The sequence below is a fragment of the Gilliamella sp. wkB292 genome, from assembly GCF_001690235.1.
In the GTDB taxonomy this organism is placed as follows: domain Bacteria; phylum Pseudomonadota; class Gammaproteobacteria; order Enterobacterales; family Orbaceae; genus Gilliamella; species Gilliamella apicola_F.
Genome location: NZ_LZGO01000048.1, coordinates 1 through 16254 on the forward strand (window position 1 = coordinate 1; position 16254 = coordinate 16254).

10 protein-coding genes are annotated in these 16254 nt (G+C 34.2%); 4 read left to right on the forward strand and 6 right to left on the reverse strand.

The genetic code is table 11. The features are described from left to right. Positions 1 to 305: 305 nt before the first annotated feature. Complete coding sequence (locus tag A9G09_RS05080; RefSeq protein ID WP_065633817.1) at positions 306 to 1232, forward strand: TIGR01212 family radical SAM protein; 927 nt, start codon at positions 306 to 308, stop codon at positions 1230 to 1232. 596 nt (positions 1233 to 1828) lie between these two features. Here A9G09_RS05080 and A9G09_RS05085 read toward each other — a convergent pair. Further along, a complete protein-coding gene (locus A9G09_RS05085) occupies positions 1829 to 2764 on the reverse strand; it encodes a DMT family transporter (protein WP_065633818.1) in 936 nt (311 codons plus the stop codon). A 738-nt stretch (positions 2765 to 3502) separates the two neighbouring features. Here A9G09_RS05085 and A9G09_RS05090 point away from each other — a divergent pair. The 3 genes from A9G09_RS05090 to A9G09_RS05100 are packed head-to-tail and all read left to right on the forward strand — an operon-like array spanning position 3503 to position 7073. After that, a complete protein-coding gene (locus A9G09_RS05090) occupies positions 3503 to 4633 on the forward strand; it encodes a glycosyltransferase family 4 protein (RefSeq protein ID WP_065633819.1) in 1131 nt (376 codons plus the stop codon). Further along, complete coding sequence (gene rfaP, locus A9G09_RS05095; protein WP_065633820.1) at positions 4620 to 5423, forward strand: lipopolysaccharide core heptose(I) kinase RfaP; 804 nt, start codon at positions 4620 to 4622, stop codon at positions 5421 to 5423. Before A9G09_RS05090 ends, rfaP begins: the two co-directional genes overlap by 14 nt. Positions 5424 to 5438: 15 nt before the next feature. Next, positions 5439 to 7073, forward strand: coding sequence for a DUF2813 domain-containing protein (locus A9G09_RS05100; protein ID WP_065633821.1), 1635 nt, complete (start codon positions 5439 to 5441; stop codon positions 7071 to 7073). Positions 7074 to 7186: 113 nt separating this feature from the next. Here the strand turns inward: A9G09_RS05100 and A9G09_RS05105 are convergent, their stop codons facing one another. From A9G09_RS05105 to nfsB, 5 genes are all read right to left on the reverse strand, one after another. Further along, positions 7187 to 8776, reverse strand: a complete 1590-nt coding sequence (locus A9G09_RS05105) for a hypothetical protein (protein WP_065633822.1) — start codon at positions 8774 to 8776, stop codon at positions 7187 to 7189. Between the two features lie 410 nt (positions 8777 to 9186). Continuing rightward, positions 9187 to 10854, reverse strand: a complete 1668-nt coding sequence (ettA, locus tag A9G09_RS05110) for an energy-dependent translational throttle protein EttA (protein ID WP_065633823.1) — start codon at positions 10852 to 10854, stop codon at positions 9187 to 9189. 445 nt (positions 10855 to 11299) lie between these two features. Further along, positions 11300 to 12928, reverse strand: a complete 1629-nt coding sequence (locus tag A9G09_RS05115; protein WP_065633824.1) for a hypothetical protein — start codon at positions 12926 to 12928, stop codon at positions 11300 to 11302. Between the two features lie 537 nt (positions 12929 to 13465). Then, positions 13466 to 15163, reverse strand: coding sequence for a hypothetical protein (locus A9G09_RS05120; RefSeq protein ID WP_065633825.1), 1698 nt, complete (start codon positions 15161 to 15163; stop codon positions 13466 to 13468). Positions 15164 to 15458: 295 nt separating this feature from the next. Beyond that, complete coding sequence (nfsB, locus tag A9G09_RS05125) at positions 15459 to 16103, reverse strand: oxygen-insensitive NAD(P)H nitroreductase (protein ID WP_065633826.1); 645 nt, start codon at positions 16101 to 16103, stop codon at positions 15459 to 15461. Between the last annotated feature and the right edge of the window lie 151 nt (positions 16104 to 16254).

Genomic DNA, 16254 nt, shown 5'->3' on the forward strand with positions numbered 1-16254 from the left:
AGAAACAGCAAGCAATATATTGGTTAACTCGTTGTACTATAGAGCCATAACCAACTCTTTACTTGTCTGTACTTATAAATCTCATTTATTACTTTTTTAATTGATTCATAAAAGTTCTTTTTTAAATAATCATTATATTATCTAAATAAACTCAAATCTGCCTTTGACACAAGCTTTAAGTAACGCTCATGGGTTGAGTAAAATGGATTAGAGCAATACAGATTATTAAATTAGGATTTTTGTTATATCTTGATGTTCAATAGCTATCTTCGTAGAATGGGCAAAATTTTTATTTTGGGTTTGTTATGCAATTACATTTAGTGGTTAATACCTTTGGCGCTGATTTGCAGCGACGTTATGGTGAAAAAATTTACAAACTCACGTTACATGGTGGATTTACCTGCCCTAACCGTGACGGTACTATTGGTCAAGGCGGATGTACATTTTGTAATGTCGCCTCAATTATTGATGAGTCAATTCAAGTTAAGTCGATTGCAGATCAGCTAACTTCACAAGCTCAGCAAATGAAAAAATCGAAACGTTACCTTGCCTACTTTCAAGCTTATACCAGTACTTATGCTGAAGTTGAAATCTTAAAAAATATGTATGAAGAGGCGCTAAATAGCGCTGATATTGTTGGGCTTTGCGTGGGAACCCGGCCTGATTGTGTACCCAATGAAGCACTTGATTTATTAGCTGATTATCAAGCTAAAGGCTATGAAGTTTGGCTAGAGCTAGGTTTACAAACCGCACATGATAAAACGTTGCATGCAATTAATCGTGGACATACCTTTAATGATTATCAGCAAACAGTACAAAAAGCACGTAAGCTTGGTATTAAAGTGTGTACCCATTTAATTATTGGTTTACCAAAAGAGAGTAAACAAGATAATTTAGTGACTTTAGATCAAGTGCTCAATACTGGTGTGGATGGTTTAAAACTGCATCCATTACATATTGTCGAAGGCAGTATTATGGCTAAAGCGTGGCGTGCAGGCCGGCTTGATGTATTATCTTTAGAGCAGTATGTCGATATTGCAGGTGATGTTATCAGGCAAACACCAGCGGATATTTTATATCACCGCATCTCGGCTAACGCCAGAAAACCGACCTTACTTGCCCCTGATTGGTGTGAAAACCATTGGCAATCGATGAATGCTGTCGATCAAAATTTACGTCAATTTGGCGTGCAAGGAAGTGCCATTGGTGACAGTTATTGCTTCAAAGCATAAAAGAGTTCAATGGATAATATCCAGATAGTTAAACATGCATTCAGTGATTTACTAACCTAAAATATTGCTATTAATTAATTGTAAAGTATTTTGCCAGCAATTATCAGTAAACCGTAGAGGGAAAACGATCAGGTTTAGGGAATTTATTGCCCATAGGCAATTACTGCATAGTGTGGTCAAATAATTATCGTTATAGACGCAATAAGTCAATCAGCGGATCATGTTTACACTCATCATTTTTTAAAGTGACAAAATAGACAAACGTATTAGCGAGTTTGAGATTTTTGTTTTATGTGAGATCATCAATCATAAAATTATCACTCTTAATGAATAAACTTGGTAATTATGTGGTAATAGTGATGATAAAGATCTAGGTGCCTGACATTAATTTTAGGTTGGTTGAAAATATTGAGCTCGATCATCATAAAAATAAGTAGGCGGTGATTTATCTTTTTTCTGTGAATCAATAAGATCAGCTTTAGGCATTTGAGTGTAACAATTGGTATAAAACATTCGGCACACAGGCCGAATGAGTATAATGATCCAATATCAGCAGTTTAGCAATCTCAAATTTCATTGAAACAATTCGTTAATCCTTATTGATTATCTGTTGTTCCTTGCTTTATTAATTTTTTAAAAATGCTGAGCGGTAATTTAGTTATAGCAAAACCACATAGCATAATGATTGTACAAATAATAAAACTGGTTGAAATGATTTTATGCTCATAAATAGAGGAAATAAAAATTGCAACGACTGGAAAAATAATAAAAATGAATGATAAAACAACAGGGCTCATTCTTTTCAACAAAAAGAAATAAGCAATAAAACCAAACACTGAAGCAAAAATACCTAAATAAATTAATGCGAGCCAGCTATTTAAGGAAATAAGTTGGAAATTATTTTCTTCAAACAAGAAACTTAACAAGCACAGTACAATTCCAGCGACACCGATAGGTAAGGTATTAAAAGTAAATACATTGATGCCTGCGCCTGCTTTTTTGGAGTATACATACAAAAAACCATGCATCAATGCTGCTAAAAGTATTGATATCACACCCAAAAAATCGGTATACGAAAGAATGAATCCTTCAGAAACTAAAATATATATTAAGCACAAAAAGCCTACTGTAATACCGATTAATTGATTCAAATAAATCTTATCTTTTAAAATTATTTTAGCAAAAATAATAGAAAAAATAGGCATAGTACTAAATAGAAGTGATGTTAAACCTGACGATACATACTGTTCACCAAAACTAATTAAGAAATAAGGAATAGTAAAGTAAAATAGGGTTAATAACAGGAAAAAATGTAATGATTTTCGAGGAAACAATATTGGCGATTTAGCCACTATTGTAATTAATACTAAAAAAGGGAATGCAATGACAAAACGTAAACCAGCCGCTAACAGTGGGTTAACGGTTTCAACAGCAATTTTAATGCCAATCCATGTTGTTCCCCATGTAAAACAGACAACGATAAATAACAATAAAATAATATATTTATTGTTAAAAAAAACTTCCTTATTCATTTTAAATTTTACTAACTAGATAATACATAATAGGTTTGGCAATATAATATAAAATGCATAAGATTGTAAACATCAAAATATCTGAACAATTAACACACATTTTTTACAGCCAAACGTTTTACTTTCGTTAAATTTGTATCGATGAGCAATTGGTGATTGAGTTATTTTATTTTTAAACATTTGGCAGTTAGAATTTTTTATTAAATTAATCGATATAGAGATCAACTGAGAATAAACACTATAAAGCGTCTAAAAGTAAGTCTTGCTTTAACCAGATTCAAGCAAAATATACGTTCATTTTATTTAGATATTAATCATCATAAGCTTATTTTTACCCATTAAAAATAACTGATTTTTCAATACCAAGAAAGATTATGGTTAAGTTTGATCATAAACTGCAAAAAAGAGTAACACTGAGCCTATAACAACTGTCATTATTGATTTTAACGTTATCTCGTACCACTATTTTTGCTTAATGGGTGAAGTGATATTAATAATAAAATTGAAATTTTTCTGTCGATGACAGAATATTCAATAAACGTGATGAATCTTTGTGATAAAGGATTCATCATTCAAATGATTTACACTTATCGATTATTTTGCTATGAATAAGATTACTTTATACTTATAAACTCACCTGTACTAAGCATTTTGATAAGGCTGACTACTAAAAATCAAACTTTGCGCAACAATCAATACTGAGTATATAATACCCCTTTATTACTCGAGGCAATTTGCATGCAATTAGCTTTTTGTATCTATAAATATTTTCCTTATGGCGGTTTGCAACGTGATTTTTTGCAAATTGCCAAAGCTTGTGGAGCGCGTGGCCATAAGATTCGTGTTTATGTCATGGATTGGCAAGGCGATATACCCGATGAATTTGAAGTTATAATGGTCGCCAAAAAGGGCTTTTCAAACCATCGTCGTAATCAATCTTATTATAATTGGGTTAAAGCTCATCTTGAGTCCAACCCTGTTGATTGTGTTGTCGGTTTTAACAAAATGCCTGGCTTAGATGTCTATTTTGCTGGCGACACATGTTTTGCCGAAAAAGTAGCACATAAAGGTTTGCTTTATAAATTATCTAAACGATGTAAACACTATTTAGCTTTCGAAGATGCGGTATTTAATGCCGATCATCATACAAAAATAATGGTGCTGACTAAACAGCAAATTATTGATTTTGAAAGATATTATCAAACCCAATCTTCACGATTTTATCTGTTACCACCGGGCATTGCATTGGATAGAAAATATCAAACAACATCGCCACTTAAAGGTCAACAATTTAGGCAAGCCAATCAAATTGCGCTTGATGCTTTTGTCATAGTGCAAATTGGATCTGATTTTAAACGTAAAGGGGTTGATCGTTCGTTAAATGCTATTGCCTCGTTACCCATTGAGTTAAGGCAAAAAGTAATTTATTTAGTCGTTGGGCAAGATAATGCGCAACCTTATCAAAAAATGGCTAAAGCTTTAAATATTGGCAATCAAGTTAGGTTTTATTCTGGTCGTAATGATATCCCGGATTTTCTTTTTGCAGCCGATTTATTATTACACCCAGCAAGGCAGGAAGCCGCTGGTATGGTATTAATTGAAGGTTTAGCCGCAGGTGTACCAGTGATTGTCTCTGGTATTTCTGGTTATGCTTATCATGTCTACGATGCCGATGCCGGTTTTGTACTTATTGAACCTTTTGTGCAAGCAGATTTAAATTGCGCGCTTGACAATGCGATAACCAATCAAGCGCAACGATTGATCTGGCATAATAATGCTATATATTACGGTCAAACTACTGATTTATACCACTTAGCTGAGCGTGCTGCCGATATTATTTTAGATTGTGATAATCATGAACGAAATTAAACTTAAATCACCCTTTGCACAATTATGGAAAGATAAAGATCCCTTTCAAGAAGTTGAATTAATATCGGGAAAAGTTTATCGGGAAGTAAAACAACGTAAAACATTAAATTTCCAATTTAATGACGAATCTTATTTTATTAAGATTCATCGAGGTACAACAGTCAAAGAGATTGTTAAAAATCTTTTATCACTACGTTTGCCTGTTTTGGATGCTAAACAAGAATGGGATGCGATTGCTCGTTTAGAACAAGCCAACGTTAATACTATGGATGGACGAGCATTTGGTCGAAAGAGCTTAAATCCATTGACTCGCCATTCATTTATTGTTACTAAGGATTTAAACCCAACCATTAGTTTAGAAGACTTTACAAAAACATGGCTAACTTCGCCACCTAATTATCATTTAAAGCGTTCATTAATTATCTATTTAGCTAACATGACAGCAAAAATGCATGCAGCTGGGGTTAATCATCGTGATTGTTATTTGTGTCATTTTTTACTTGATATACCATTATTTGAAAAGCAAAAACAGATTAAGTTATCAGTGATTGATTTACACCGAGCTCAAACACGTAATAAGGTACCTAGACGCTGGCGTGATAAAGATTTAATCGGGCTTTATTTTTCATCAACGAATATTGGCTTAACTAAGCGCGATATTTGGTTATTTTTGAAAGTCTATTTCAATAAACCCCTAAAAACCATTTTGCTTGATGAGCACAAATTAATTAGCAATACTGAACAAAAAGCTGAAAAAATACGTAAACGCACCGAGAAGTATAATCTTTAACAATAAGGAAATACGATGTTTATTGAACAAATTGATATAGTAGGATTTAGGGGTGTAAGTCAATTATCGTTAAAATTTAATACAGAAGCAAGTGTGCTGATTGGTGAAAACCGATGGGGGCGATCGAGTTTAATTAGCGCTTTAATGTTATTGTCGCTAGACAATAAATTTTATGAATTTGTTGATTCTGACTTTTATCATGATAAAGATAAACCTAATGACAATAATATCAGTATTAAAGTAACGTATTGTCAATCCTATGCCAACGAGTTCAATAATCAAGCTTATCAAGCATTATTGCCTGTTACTTATCAATCTAAAGAAGATCAATTACGACGGATAACTTATCAAATCACTGCCAAACAACAAAATAGTACAATTGTGACTCAACATCTGCTAGTCGACCAAAACAATAATCCTTTTACTATTGAAAATCATAAATTGCTGATTGCTATTGTTCTTAATCTTAATCCTGTAATGGCATTGAAAAACACCTTAAGTACAGATGATTTACCTATCACTAACCAACCTTTATCAGAATACTTCATTAATGAACTGTCTAATCAATTAAAGCAGCATTCAGCATCGATTAGTGAAGAGGAGTTACAACGTGGATTAAAAGCTGCACGCGCTTTGTTAGAATACTATTTTATCGATCCAGCTCAACGTTATCGTTATAAACATTTACCACAAAAAACAAGCCCACATCGTGAAGATTGGAATTCACTTGAACGTATTAATAATGCTTTAGATAATATTAATGATGATTATTTACGAACCGCTTTATTAGGTATTTTTGATTCAATTGTTTATGCTAAAGGTGACAATCCCCTTTCACCTAGCTCAATGCCAATTCTCATTTTAGAAGAACCTGAAAGCCAATTACATCCCATTATTCTATCGGTTGGTTTTCGCCTGCTTAAACACCTGCCAACACAAAAAATTATTACCTCAAACTCCAGTGACTTAGTATCATTATTTCCCTTAGAAAGTATTTATCGGTTAATCCGTCTGCCCGGTCAAATTGTGACAAAATATGTTGCCCCTCATTCACTAAGTGCTGATGATAGTCGCCGTATTTTATTTCATGTGCTTTATCGTCGACCATTAGCGCTTTTTGCTCGTTGCTGGTTATTAGTTGAAGGTGAAACAGAAGTATGGTTGTTGCGTGAATTAGCCGAACAAAGTGGTTATCATCTAGGTTCTGAAGGTGTGCAATTACTAGAATTTGCGCAATGTGGTTTAAAACCCTTAATAAAATATGCTAATAAGATGGGGATCCATTGGTATGTGATTACTGATGGCGATATGGCTGGAAAAAAATATGCCGATACGGTTAAATCGCTCACCCCACAAAATGAAGATTCGAATGACTATCTTACGATATTACCGGCAAAAGATATCGAGAATTTTTTGTTTAAACATGGCTTTAGTCATGTGTACAAACAGGCAGCTTATAATACAATTGAACATATCGATATGCCTGTATCTAAAATTATTCAAAAAGCCATTCATAAAAGCTCAAAACCGGATTTAGCTATTGCTGTTTGTGATGATGCAAAATCTAGAGGCATAGATGCGATACCAAGCTTATTAACCCATACTTTCGCCAAAATAATTCAGTCATCAAAAGATTTTATTCAACGTTGAAAACAATAAGCTCATAAATTAAATAAAACGCCACCAAACTTGATTGGCGGCGCGCAGTTAAGTTATTAAAAGACAATATATTATAGCGTTAATAAATTATTTTACTAATGCTTTCAAGGAGACACACAAACAACACGATGTGTTAATGCTGATGGCATATTATAGCCGATATAACCTTGTGAATACATTCCATTATTAATATCATAAATCAAACTATACATATTTGGTACAGCAAGTGATGTCCAGTATATACCTGAACCATCCCAATTTTTTGCAGCAGGATAATCAGTAGAAGTGTTACTCAGATACCCCCATTCATTCATTAAACCACCAACCCACTTATCACCATTTTTATAACTGATTTGACGACGATAAGAATTACCCTGACCTGGAATTCCATTCTCCCAGCCATATCCATTTCCATTAGTAAAATCTTCAACTCCTGGTATTCGATAGGTAACGCCCAGATTATTACAAAATGCTTTAGCATTTTCGTAACCATCTGCCTGTTCAATCTTAGTTATGTACCAACGCTCGATTTTAAACTTATAAAGCAACTGACTATGATTACTATCAGAATAAAGTTTAAACTCTGAGGGAGTGAAAGATCTATTAGTTGAATCTAGGGTTGGTCCATTTAATAGAATTTTTAATGCCAACTGTGGCTGCCCATTCCAATTCTGTGTCTTTTCTACAGTTAATGACAAATTAACGGTTTTATTACCATTTTCAGGGAAAACGGTAGCACCATTGGCCGTAATGACTTGATTTGGCGTAATACCTGCTAATAATAAATAAAAATGAAGACCATTTGAACCGGTTGTAGGAAAGTTATTGGCAACATTATCAATATTATCGACTCTAAATCCTTTCTTACTCACCCAATTTGGTCCATATGATTGATCCATAGAAAAGTTGGGCTGAGCATAACACACATAAGGCATATCTATCTTTGGGGTAATATAGTAAACACTTGTTGCAGCATTAAAACGCGTAGTATTCGGTATGCCATACTGGGTTGATAATATACCATCAGTGGTTTGAATATTGAGTTGATAAGGTGCATCACAGGGATCTAATGCTGTAATTGTATTATTACTAATCATACTCGTAACATTTACCCCTTGCTTATTTATCCATGAAAGCGTTAACGTTCCCGTTGCTGTTACGTTGCCATCACCATCATCATCCCCCCAATAGTTATATAATTTGATTAAACTGTTTAAAGCAACACTCGGATAATTACTATTCCCCTCTTTTTTAAGTGGAACAAATGTTTTTATACTAACAAAATCTAACTCTCCGTTATTTAAAATAATTGGATTTGTCATAGTTGAATCGTTAACGATCGCATTTGGATATAAATGCGCCATATCACCGGATGGCACATACTGACGACCATCTGGTAACGTTACACTTAACAAACCTTCTGTACTTGTTACTTTTGTTTTACCTTTATCAAAAGTTAAATAAGGTTTACTACCATTGATCTTGTTAATGGTCACAGCGGTTAATGCATTGGCGTTAACCGTAAATAACATAGATATTAAGCTAACAGCAATATAAGAACTAAAATTGCGTTTTACTGATAGTATTTTTTTAAAATGAACAATCCATCTAAAAAAGATAAATAATACTAATTGGTGAGAAAAAGTTAAGATAATACTGATGAAAAATAAACAAACTAGTTTGATACTATTCATTGACAACCTATTATTAAAAAGTTTTTATTCAGAAAAATATGCTGTTTTCCTCTATATTAATTTTAGATATCCTTATCATAACCTGTTCAATATCGACCACAATTTAAATATCTTTAATTTTTTTCAAATTATTTTAAGAATCAAAATTTACATTACGTTTTAGCTATGATTATTTGAGCGTTAATATTGAAAATCATTATGTGTTAATCATCCAATATGATGAAAAAATGAATAAAATTTCAATAGATAGATGAGGGCAAAAAAAGTTAGAAACTATCTTTTAAATTAATGAAAAGACACGTTTGGTGAAAAATGCTTGGAAAGTATTTGCTTAACGAATATGGGATATAGTTGATATAAATGCTAAAGGATTTCCACTGCAGTAAACAGCAGAAATCCTGCAAACATGATTATTTTGTGATTTTTTTGTATTTGGCACGTCTCGGCTCTAAGGCTTCTGCACCTAAGGTCCGTTTTTTCCACTCTTCATATTCGGTAAAGTTACCTTCAAAGAACTCAACATGTCCTTCGTCTTGGTAATCGAGAATATGGGTTGCAATGCGATCTAAGAACCAACGGTCATGTGAAATCACTAATGCACAGCCCGGAAACTCCAATAACGCATTTTCGAGTGCTCGCAGTGTTTCGACATCTAAGTCATTGGTTGGCTCGTCAAGTAACAATACATTGCCACCAACTTGTAATAACTTGGCTAAATGCACTCGTCCACGCTCACCACCAGAGAGTTCACCGACGCGTTTTTGCTGATCAACGCCTTTAAAATTAAAGCGTCCAACATAAGCTCGACTTGGGATTTCAAAATTACCAATACGCATAATATCTTGCCCATTGGATATTTCGTCCCACACTGTTTTTTTATCATCCATGCTGTCACGGAACTGATCGACTGACGCCAATTGCACCGTATCACCTAAAGTAATGGTACCTGAGTCGGGTTGTTCTTTGCCCGATAGCATTCTAAATAGTGTTGATTTACCCGCACCATTTGGACCAATAATCCCAACAATTGCGCCTTTAGGAATACTGAATGAAAGATTATCAATCAATACCCGATCACCATATGACTTGGTTAAGTTATTCACTTCGATCACTTTATCGCCTAAACGTGGCCCAGGTGGAATAAACAGTTCGTTAGTTTCATTACGTTTTTGGTAATCATTACTGTTTAATTCTTCAAAACGCGCTAAACGGGCTTTACTTTTTGCTTGGCGGCCTTTCGGGTTTTGGCGCACCCATTCCAGCTCTTTTTCAATCGATTTGCGGCGCGCTGATTCGGTTGCGGCTTCTTGAGCTAATCGCTGATCTTTTTGTTCAAGCCATGAAGAGTAGTTACCTTCCCATGGAATGCCTTCGCCACGATCAAGCTCTAAAATCCAGCCGGCGACATTATCTAAGAAATAACGGTCATGGGTTACAGCCACCACCGTACCTTCATAGTCATGTAAAAAACGTTCTAGCCATGCCACCGATTCAGCATCTAAATGGTTAGTCGGTTCGTCGATTAATAACATATCCGGTTTTTCTAGCAATAACTGGCAAATAGCAACACGGCGACGTTCACCACCGGATAAATTCTCAATTTTGGCATCCCAATCTGGCAGGCGTAGCGCATCGGCAGCGCGTTCTAATTGGTTGTCCAGATTATGTGCATCTTGCGATTGTATAATTGCTTCAAGTTCAGCTTGTTCTTTAGCAAGTTTATCAAAATCGGCATCAGGATCAGCGTAAGCTGCATAAACTTCATCTAACCTTGCTAATGCCTTTTTGGCATCGCCAACGGCTTGTTCAATTGCATCACGCACAGTTTGTTTTGGATCTAATTTCGGTTCTTGTGGTAAATAACCGATTTTAATACCGGGCTGTGGACGCGCTTCACCCTCAATTTCGGTATCAACGCCCGCCATAATACGTAATAACGTTGATTTACCTGCCCCATTCAAACCCAGCACACCAATTTTTGCGCCAGGGAAAAAACTTAAAGAAATATCTTTTAAAATATAACGTTTAGGAGGAACAATCTTCCCCACTCGATTCATTGTATAAACATATTGCGCCATAAAACATCATCCGCTTATTGGGTTAAACCTAGTAAAAGAGACCTTTTACTATAAAAGTATGGCGTATATTGTAACGATTCTGACAATAGGGTCTAGGGTTATTTATAACAATTAACTAATTAACTAGTGATGGAGCGAGTTATTCACCGCAATTGATAGGCTACTTATTATTGACAATATTTATCTGACTTAAATAATAACAAGTTCATCAAGAGGTTAACAAAAAAACAACTCTTTCACATAACAATTTTACCCGTTTGACGACTCAGCAAAAGTAAAATCTGAGACAATAGGGCTGGATTTTCGAAATAACAGTTTTACGACCTAAGTGGTATTTTGACTATAATTATAATTTAGTTAAATACCACGTTATGGGCAATTTGTCAGATTATCAATATCTAACCTGACAAACGACTAACAACATATAATTTATCAGGTAATGCTTTTATCTTGTAGGGAGTGCGCTAATTCCATTTTCGCCCCGGCAGAAAATGTCATCAGTCTCATCATCAGTAAAAAGCTCATCCTCAACGCTTCCCACCCGAAGATAGCCTGAAGTGATTGCTACAGCAAATGGCTTGTTTGTACGATACATTTCAGCTGTCCAAGGCACAACTGTTCCATAAGACCTTGCCCATTCACTCGCAAAAGTACCTAAATCTCGAGCAGTGACATATTTGTTGACATCATCTATTGCGTTAGCTGTCCATTCTGGTGTGTTAGCTTGTAAAGAGTTGGTCAATTCATCTCTTCGATACAGATATTTTTGTCGCCAAGCTTTACCTGCTTCTGACATATCATTAACCTGAGCGGATGTTGTTTTCGGTATTGCTTGACCATCTATTATTCTTCTACATTCATCATATGCAGAATAATAACCAAACTTCGATAAAAATGGAGCACGTGTTTTTATTGCCCATTTTTGTGGTATAGGGAGCGTAATTTTACCGATGTTTTGCCAAGTTTTACCTTCATCAGCACTATATTCCATATTAATCGTTAAGGGTGTTGTGGGCTTAGTGAGACTATCATAACGTACTTGGCAATTTGCACCTAAGTCTTTACTTGCGACCGGAGATTGCAATGTAACCCAGTTAGTACTATTGCTGCTATCTAGTTGGCAACGATACTGACTTTGATCGGCTCCCGAGCCGATTAACTTGAAGGTAATATCTTTAGAACCGGTTATTGGTTTAAATTGTTCAGCTTTAAATCCACCATCTAGTTGATAATTCGACGATGGGCTTGTGCCAGGATCCCACACCTCTGGGTTATAACCATTAGGATACTTAGTCATGTAAGGACCACTATTATAAACAACCATATCATCAGGTTGAACAAAGCATAACTTAGGTCCCCCCTCAAGCATAAATTGGTAAGTAATAACGGGTTGACTACCATAAATGTTTTTATTAGGTTGACCATATTTAGTCGATACCGCAACGTTTTGAGCACCAATTTTTAAAAAGTAAGGTCCGCCACACAAATTAAGTTCACGACTTAAATCATTTATCACGTTATTATTATCATACCAGGTTGCTGTTAGTGTGCCCTCTATGGTTGTATTTTCAGTAAGGGAAGCATCACCATCATCATCACCAACTTTAAATTGAGATAATGCACTTGCCTGACCATTAGCTGGAACCATCGTAATGATATCAGAAAATTTAGTTCCTTCAGGGATTTGCAAGGGTTTACCACCAAAAGAGATCGATTTACTTACATCAACGGGTTTTAATGCGTTATTATTTTCAGTTGTAGGCATTCTAAAACCAAGTAATTCATTCAATCCTTTGATTTTAGTCCCTACATTTCCGTCTTGATCTGATTTTAATTGTAAATAAGGTGCACTACCTACAATGGTTTTAGCTGTCACATTTGATAATGCTTCGGTATAAGGCGAAAAAAAAATAAATAAAAACTGAATAACAATAATAGATAACGTTAAGTTAAGTTTTAGGTGTATAACCTTATTGGAAGGATTAATCCGTTTGAAAGTTAGAAGCCATATTAATTGATTAAAAATATTAAATTTAAAATCAATAAAAAATAAGGAAATTAATTTTCGCTTCATTATAAATAACCTATAAATAGAATATTTATCATATATGAAAAATTTCCTAATTTTAAACATATATCAAACCTATAACATTAGTTATCACTTAACGGTATAACAGCACAGTGTTGATTGTTTTTTAATTTTCACATATTTGAATATAATAATCTATAAATAATTGTTTAAATTTGTAAATCAATAAATTAATTTATAAGAATAATTCAACACACAATTGATATAGATTATAGTGATATGAAGTGGAATGACTATAAAGGATTAAAGCCATATCAAAAACGATAATAATATTATTTTTATGAAGAATTATTGCGTCGAATGAATCGACACAACAATTTTACCCGTTTGACGTTTGACGACTCAGAAAAAGTAAAATCTGAAACAATAGGGCTAGATTTTCGAAATAACAGTTTTACGACCTAAGTGGTATTTTGACTATAATTATAATGTAGTTAAATACCACGTTATGGACAATTTGTCAGATTATCAATATCTAACCTGACAAACGACTAACAACATATAATTTATTAGGTAATGCTTTTATCTTGTAGGGAGTGCGCTAATTCCATTTTCGCCCCGGCAGAAAATGTGTGCTGATTGATTTTGAGCAAGAGAAAAACCGTCATCCAAAACGCTTCCCAACGAATCACTTGATGGGTGTCCTCGTACAGAAAATGGCTTGTTTGTACGATACATTTCAGCTGTCCAAAGATGGCCTCCTAATCCTTGAGTGCCCCATTCGCTAAGAAAAGTACCTAAATCTCGAGAATAGGTATATTTTTTGGCATTATCTATTAGTTTAGCTGTCCATTCTAGTGTGTTAGCTTGTAAAGAGTTGGTCAATTCATCTCTTCGATACAGATATTTTTGTCGCCAAGCTTTACCTGCTTCTGACATATCATTAACCTGAGCGGATGTTGTTTTGGGTATTGTTTGACCATCTATTAGTCTTCTACATTCATCGTAGGCTGTATAACTATCATCATCTAAAAATCCTTTTACTTTCGTAGGTATTATTGCCCATTTTTGTGGTATAGGGAGCGTAATTTTACCGATGTTTTGCCAAGTTTTGCCTTTATCAGCAGTATATTCCATATTAATCGTTAAGGGTGTTGTGGGCTTAGTGACACTGTCATAACGTACATAGCAATTTGCACCCAAGCCTTCACTTGCGACCGAAGAGTGCAATGTAACCCAGTTGATACTATTGCTGCTATCTAGTTGGCAACGATACTGACTCTGATCGGCTCCCGAGCCGATTAACTTGAAGGTAATATATTTAAAACCGGTTATCGGTTTAAATTGTTCAGCTTTAAATCCACCACCTCGTTGATAAGTCGACGATCGGCTTGTACCAGAATCCCATACCTCTGGGTTATAACCATTAGGGTACTTAGTCATGTAAGAACTATTCTTATAAACATTCATACCTGGTTGAACAAAGCATAACTTAGGTGCTCCCTCAAGCATAAATTGGTAAGTAATAACGGGTTGACTACCATAAATGTTTTTATTAGGTTGACCGTATTTAGTCGATACCGCAACGTTTTGAGCACCAATTTTTAAAAAGTAAGGCCCCCCACACACATTGAATTCACGACTTAAATCATTTATCACGTTATTATTATCATACCAGGTTGCTGTTAGTGTGCCCTCTATGGTTGTGTTTTCAGTAAGGGAGGCATCACCATCATCATCACCAACGTTGTTGAATTGTGATAATGCATTTGCCTGACCATTAGCTGGAACCATCGTAATGATATCAGAAAATTTAGTTCCTTCAGGAACTTGCAAGGGTTTACCACCAAAAGAGAGCGATTCACTTACATCAACGAATTTTAATGCGTTATTATTTTCTGTTGTAGGCATTCTAAAACCAAGTAATTCATTCAATCCTTTGATTTTAGTCCCTACATTTCCGTCTTGATCTGATTTTAATTGTAAATAAGGTGCACTACCTACAATGGTTTTAACAGTAATATTTGATAACGCTTCGGTATAAGGTGAAAAAAGAATAAATAAAAAATGAATACCAATAATGTATAAATTTGATTTAAACGTTAAGCATATTTTTTTATTAAAAATAACTATCCGTTTAAAGGATAGTTGCAATAATAATTGATTAAAAATATTAACTGCAAAATGAGTAAAAAATAAGAAAACTAGTTTTTTCTTTGTTATAAAAAGTTTACAAATAGAATATTTACTATATATGTGAAAATCCTTAATTCTGAACATACACAAAACCTAAAATCCAAGTCCTTTTGAAGTTTAAATAAACAATCATTTTGATTATTCGTTATTTTTTATTTTTACATATATAAAAAAAATAATCTATAAATAACTTTTTTAAATTGAACAGACAATAAATTAATTTATACGAACAACTCAACACAACAACACAATATCGATATAGCGTAGAAAAAATATAAAGGGATTAGTGACAATATCAAAAACGATAATAATATTTTTTTATGAATAATTATTGCGTCGAAAGAATCGACGCAACAATTCTTAATGTCAAAGCGGGAAATTATAGATAAGTGAAAAGTTGTTCTTTTGGTAAACGTGATTTTGGTCGATGTGCGTTGCCATCATCAGCCGCGCGATAGCCTAATGTCGCAACTACAACACTTTTCAATCCCTTACTTTTAAGATCTAAAATTTCGTCAATTTTAGCTGAATCATATCCTTCGATAGCCGTAGAATCAACACCAATTGCCGCAGCAGCAAACAAAAGTTGCCCCAATGCAATATAAGTTTGCTTTTCTTCCCAACACTGTTGCGATTCAGGGGTTGCACTATTTAAATTAACAAAATAACGTCGACCTTGATCTTGCGATACTTTTAAATCTTCAGAAGGCAGACGACCGTCTTTTTCTTCTTGATTCAGTAGATTCACTAAATGACTTTCATCCAATGGCACTTTTATACAAAAAACAATAGTATGTGACGATCCTGTCACGCGTGGCTGATTAAAATCAGGAAAAGCAGGCAAAATCTTATTTTTTGCTGTGTCTGACTCAATCACATAAAAATGCCATGGTTGAGAATTTACCGATGATGGACTGTTTCTTAAAACAGTTAAAAGTTGCTCAATAATAGCTACAGGTATCTTTTTAGTAGGATCATAATGTTTAGTGGTATAACGTTTTTGCGAAATTTCGACGATATTCATATTTTTGACTCCACCTTTTGTTTAATAATGAACGATAACTTATTTTTAATTAACTTAATGATTTATATTTATTTTAGAATACTATTAATTACCACTTGAATAACAAATTCAACCGATCTTTACTTGTCTCTATGCTCCTATATAAAAATGC

Coding starts and splice junctions, on each gene's coding strand:
- A9G09_RS05100 (WP_065633821.1), top strand. CDS start 5,439: ATGTTTATTGAACAAATTGATATAGTAGGATTTAGGGGTGTAAGTCAA.
- A9G09_RS05105 (WP_065633822.1), bottom strand. CDS start 8,776: ATGAATAGTATCAAACTAGTTTGTTTATTTTTCATCAGTATTATCTTA.
- nfsB (WP_065633826.1), bottom strand. CDS start 16,103: ATGAATATCGTCGAAATTTCGCAAAAACGTTATACCACTAAACATTAT.
- A9G09_RS05120 (WP_065633825.1), bottom strand. CDS start 15,163: ATGTTCAGAATTAAGGATTTTCACATATATAGTAAATATTCTATTTGT.
- A9G09_RS05115 (WP_065633824.1), bottom strand. CDS start 12,928: ATGAAGCGAAAATTAATTTCCTTATTTTTTATTGATTTTAAATTTAAT.
- rfaP (WP_065633820.1), top strand. CDS start 4,620: ATGAACGAAATTAAACTTAAATCACCCTTTGCACAATTATGGAAAGAT.
- A9G09_RS05090 (WP_065633819.1), top strand. CDS start 3,503: ATGCAATTAGCTTTTTGTATCTATAAATATTTTCCTTATGGCGGTTTG.
- ettA (WP_065633823.1), bottom strand. CDS start 10,854: ATGGCGCAATATGTTTATACAATGAATCGAGTGGGGAAGATTGTTCCT.
- A9G09_RS05080 (WP_065633817.1), top strand. CDS start 306: ATGCAATTACATTTAGTGGTTAATACCTTTGGCGCTGATTTGCAGCGA.
- A9G09_RS05085 (WP_065633818.1), bottom strand. CDS start 2,764: ATGAATAAGGAAGTTTTTTTTAACAATAAATATATTATTTTATTGTTA.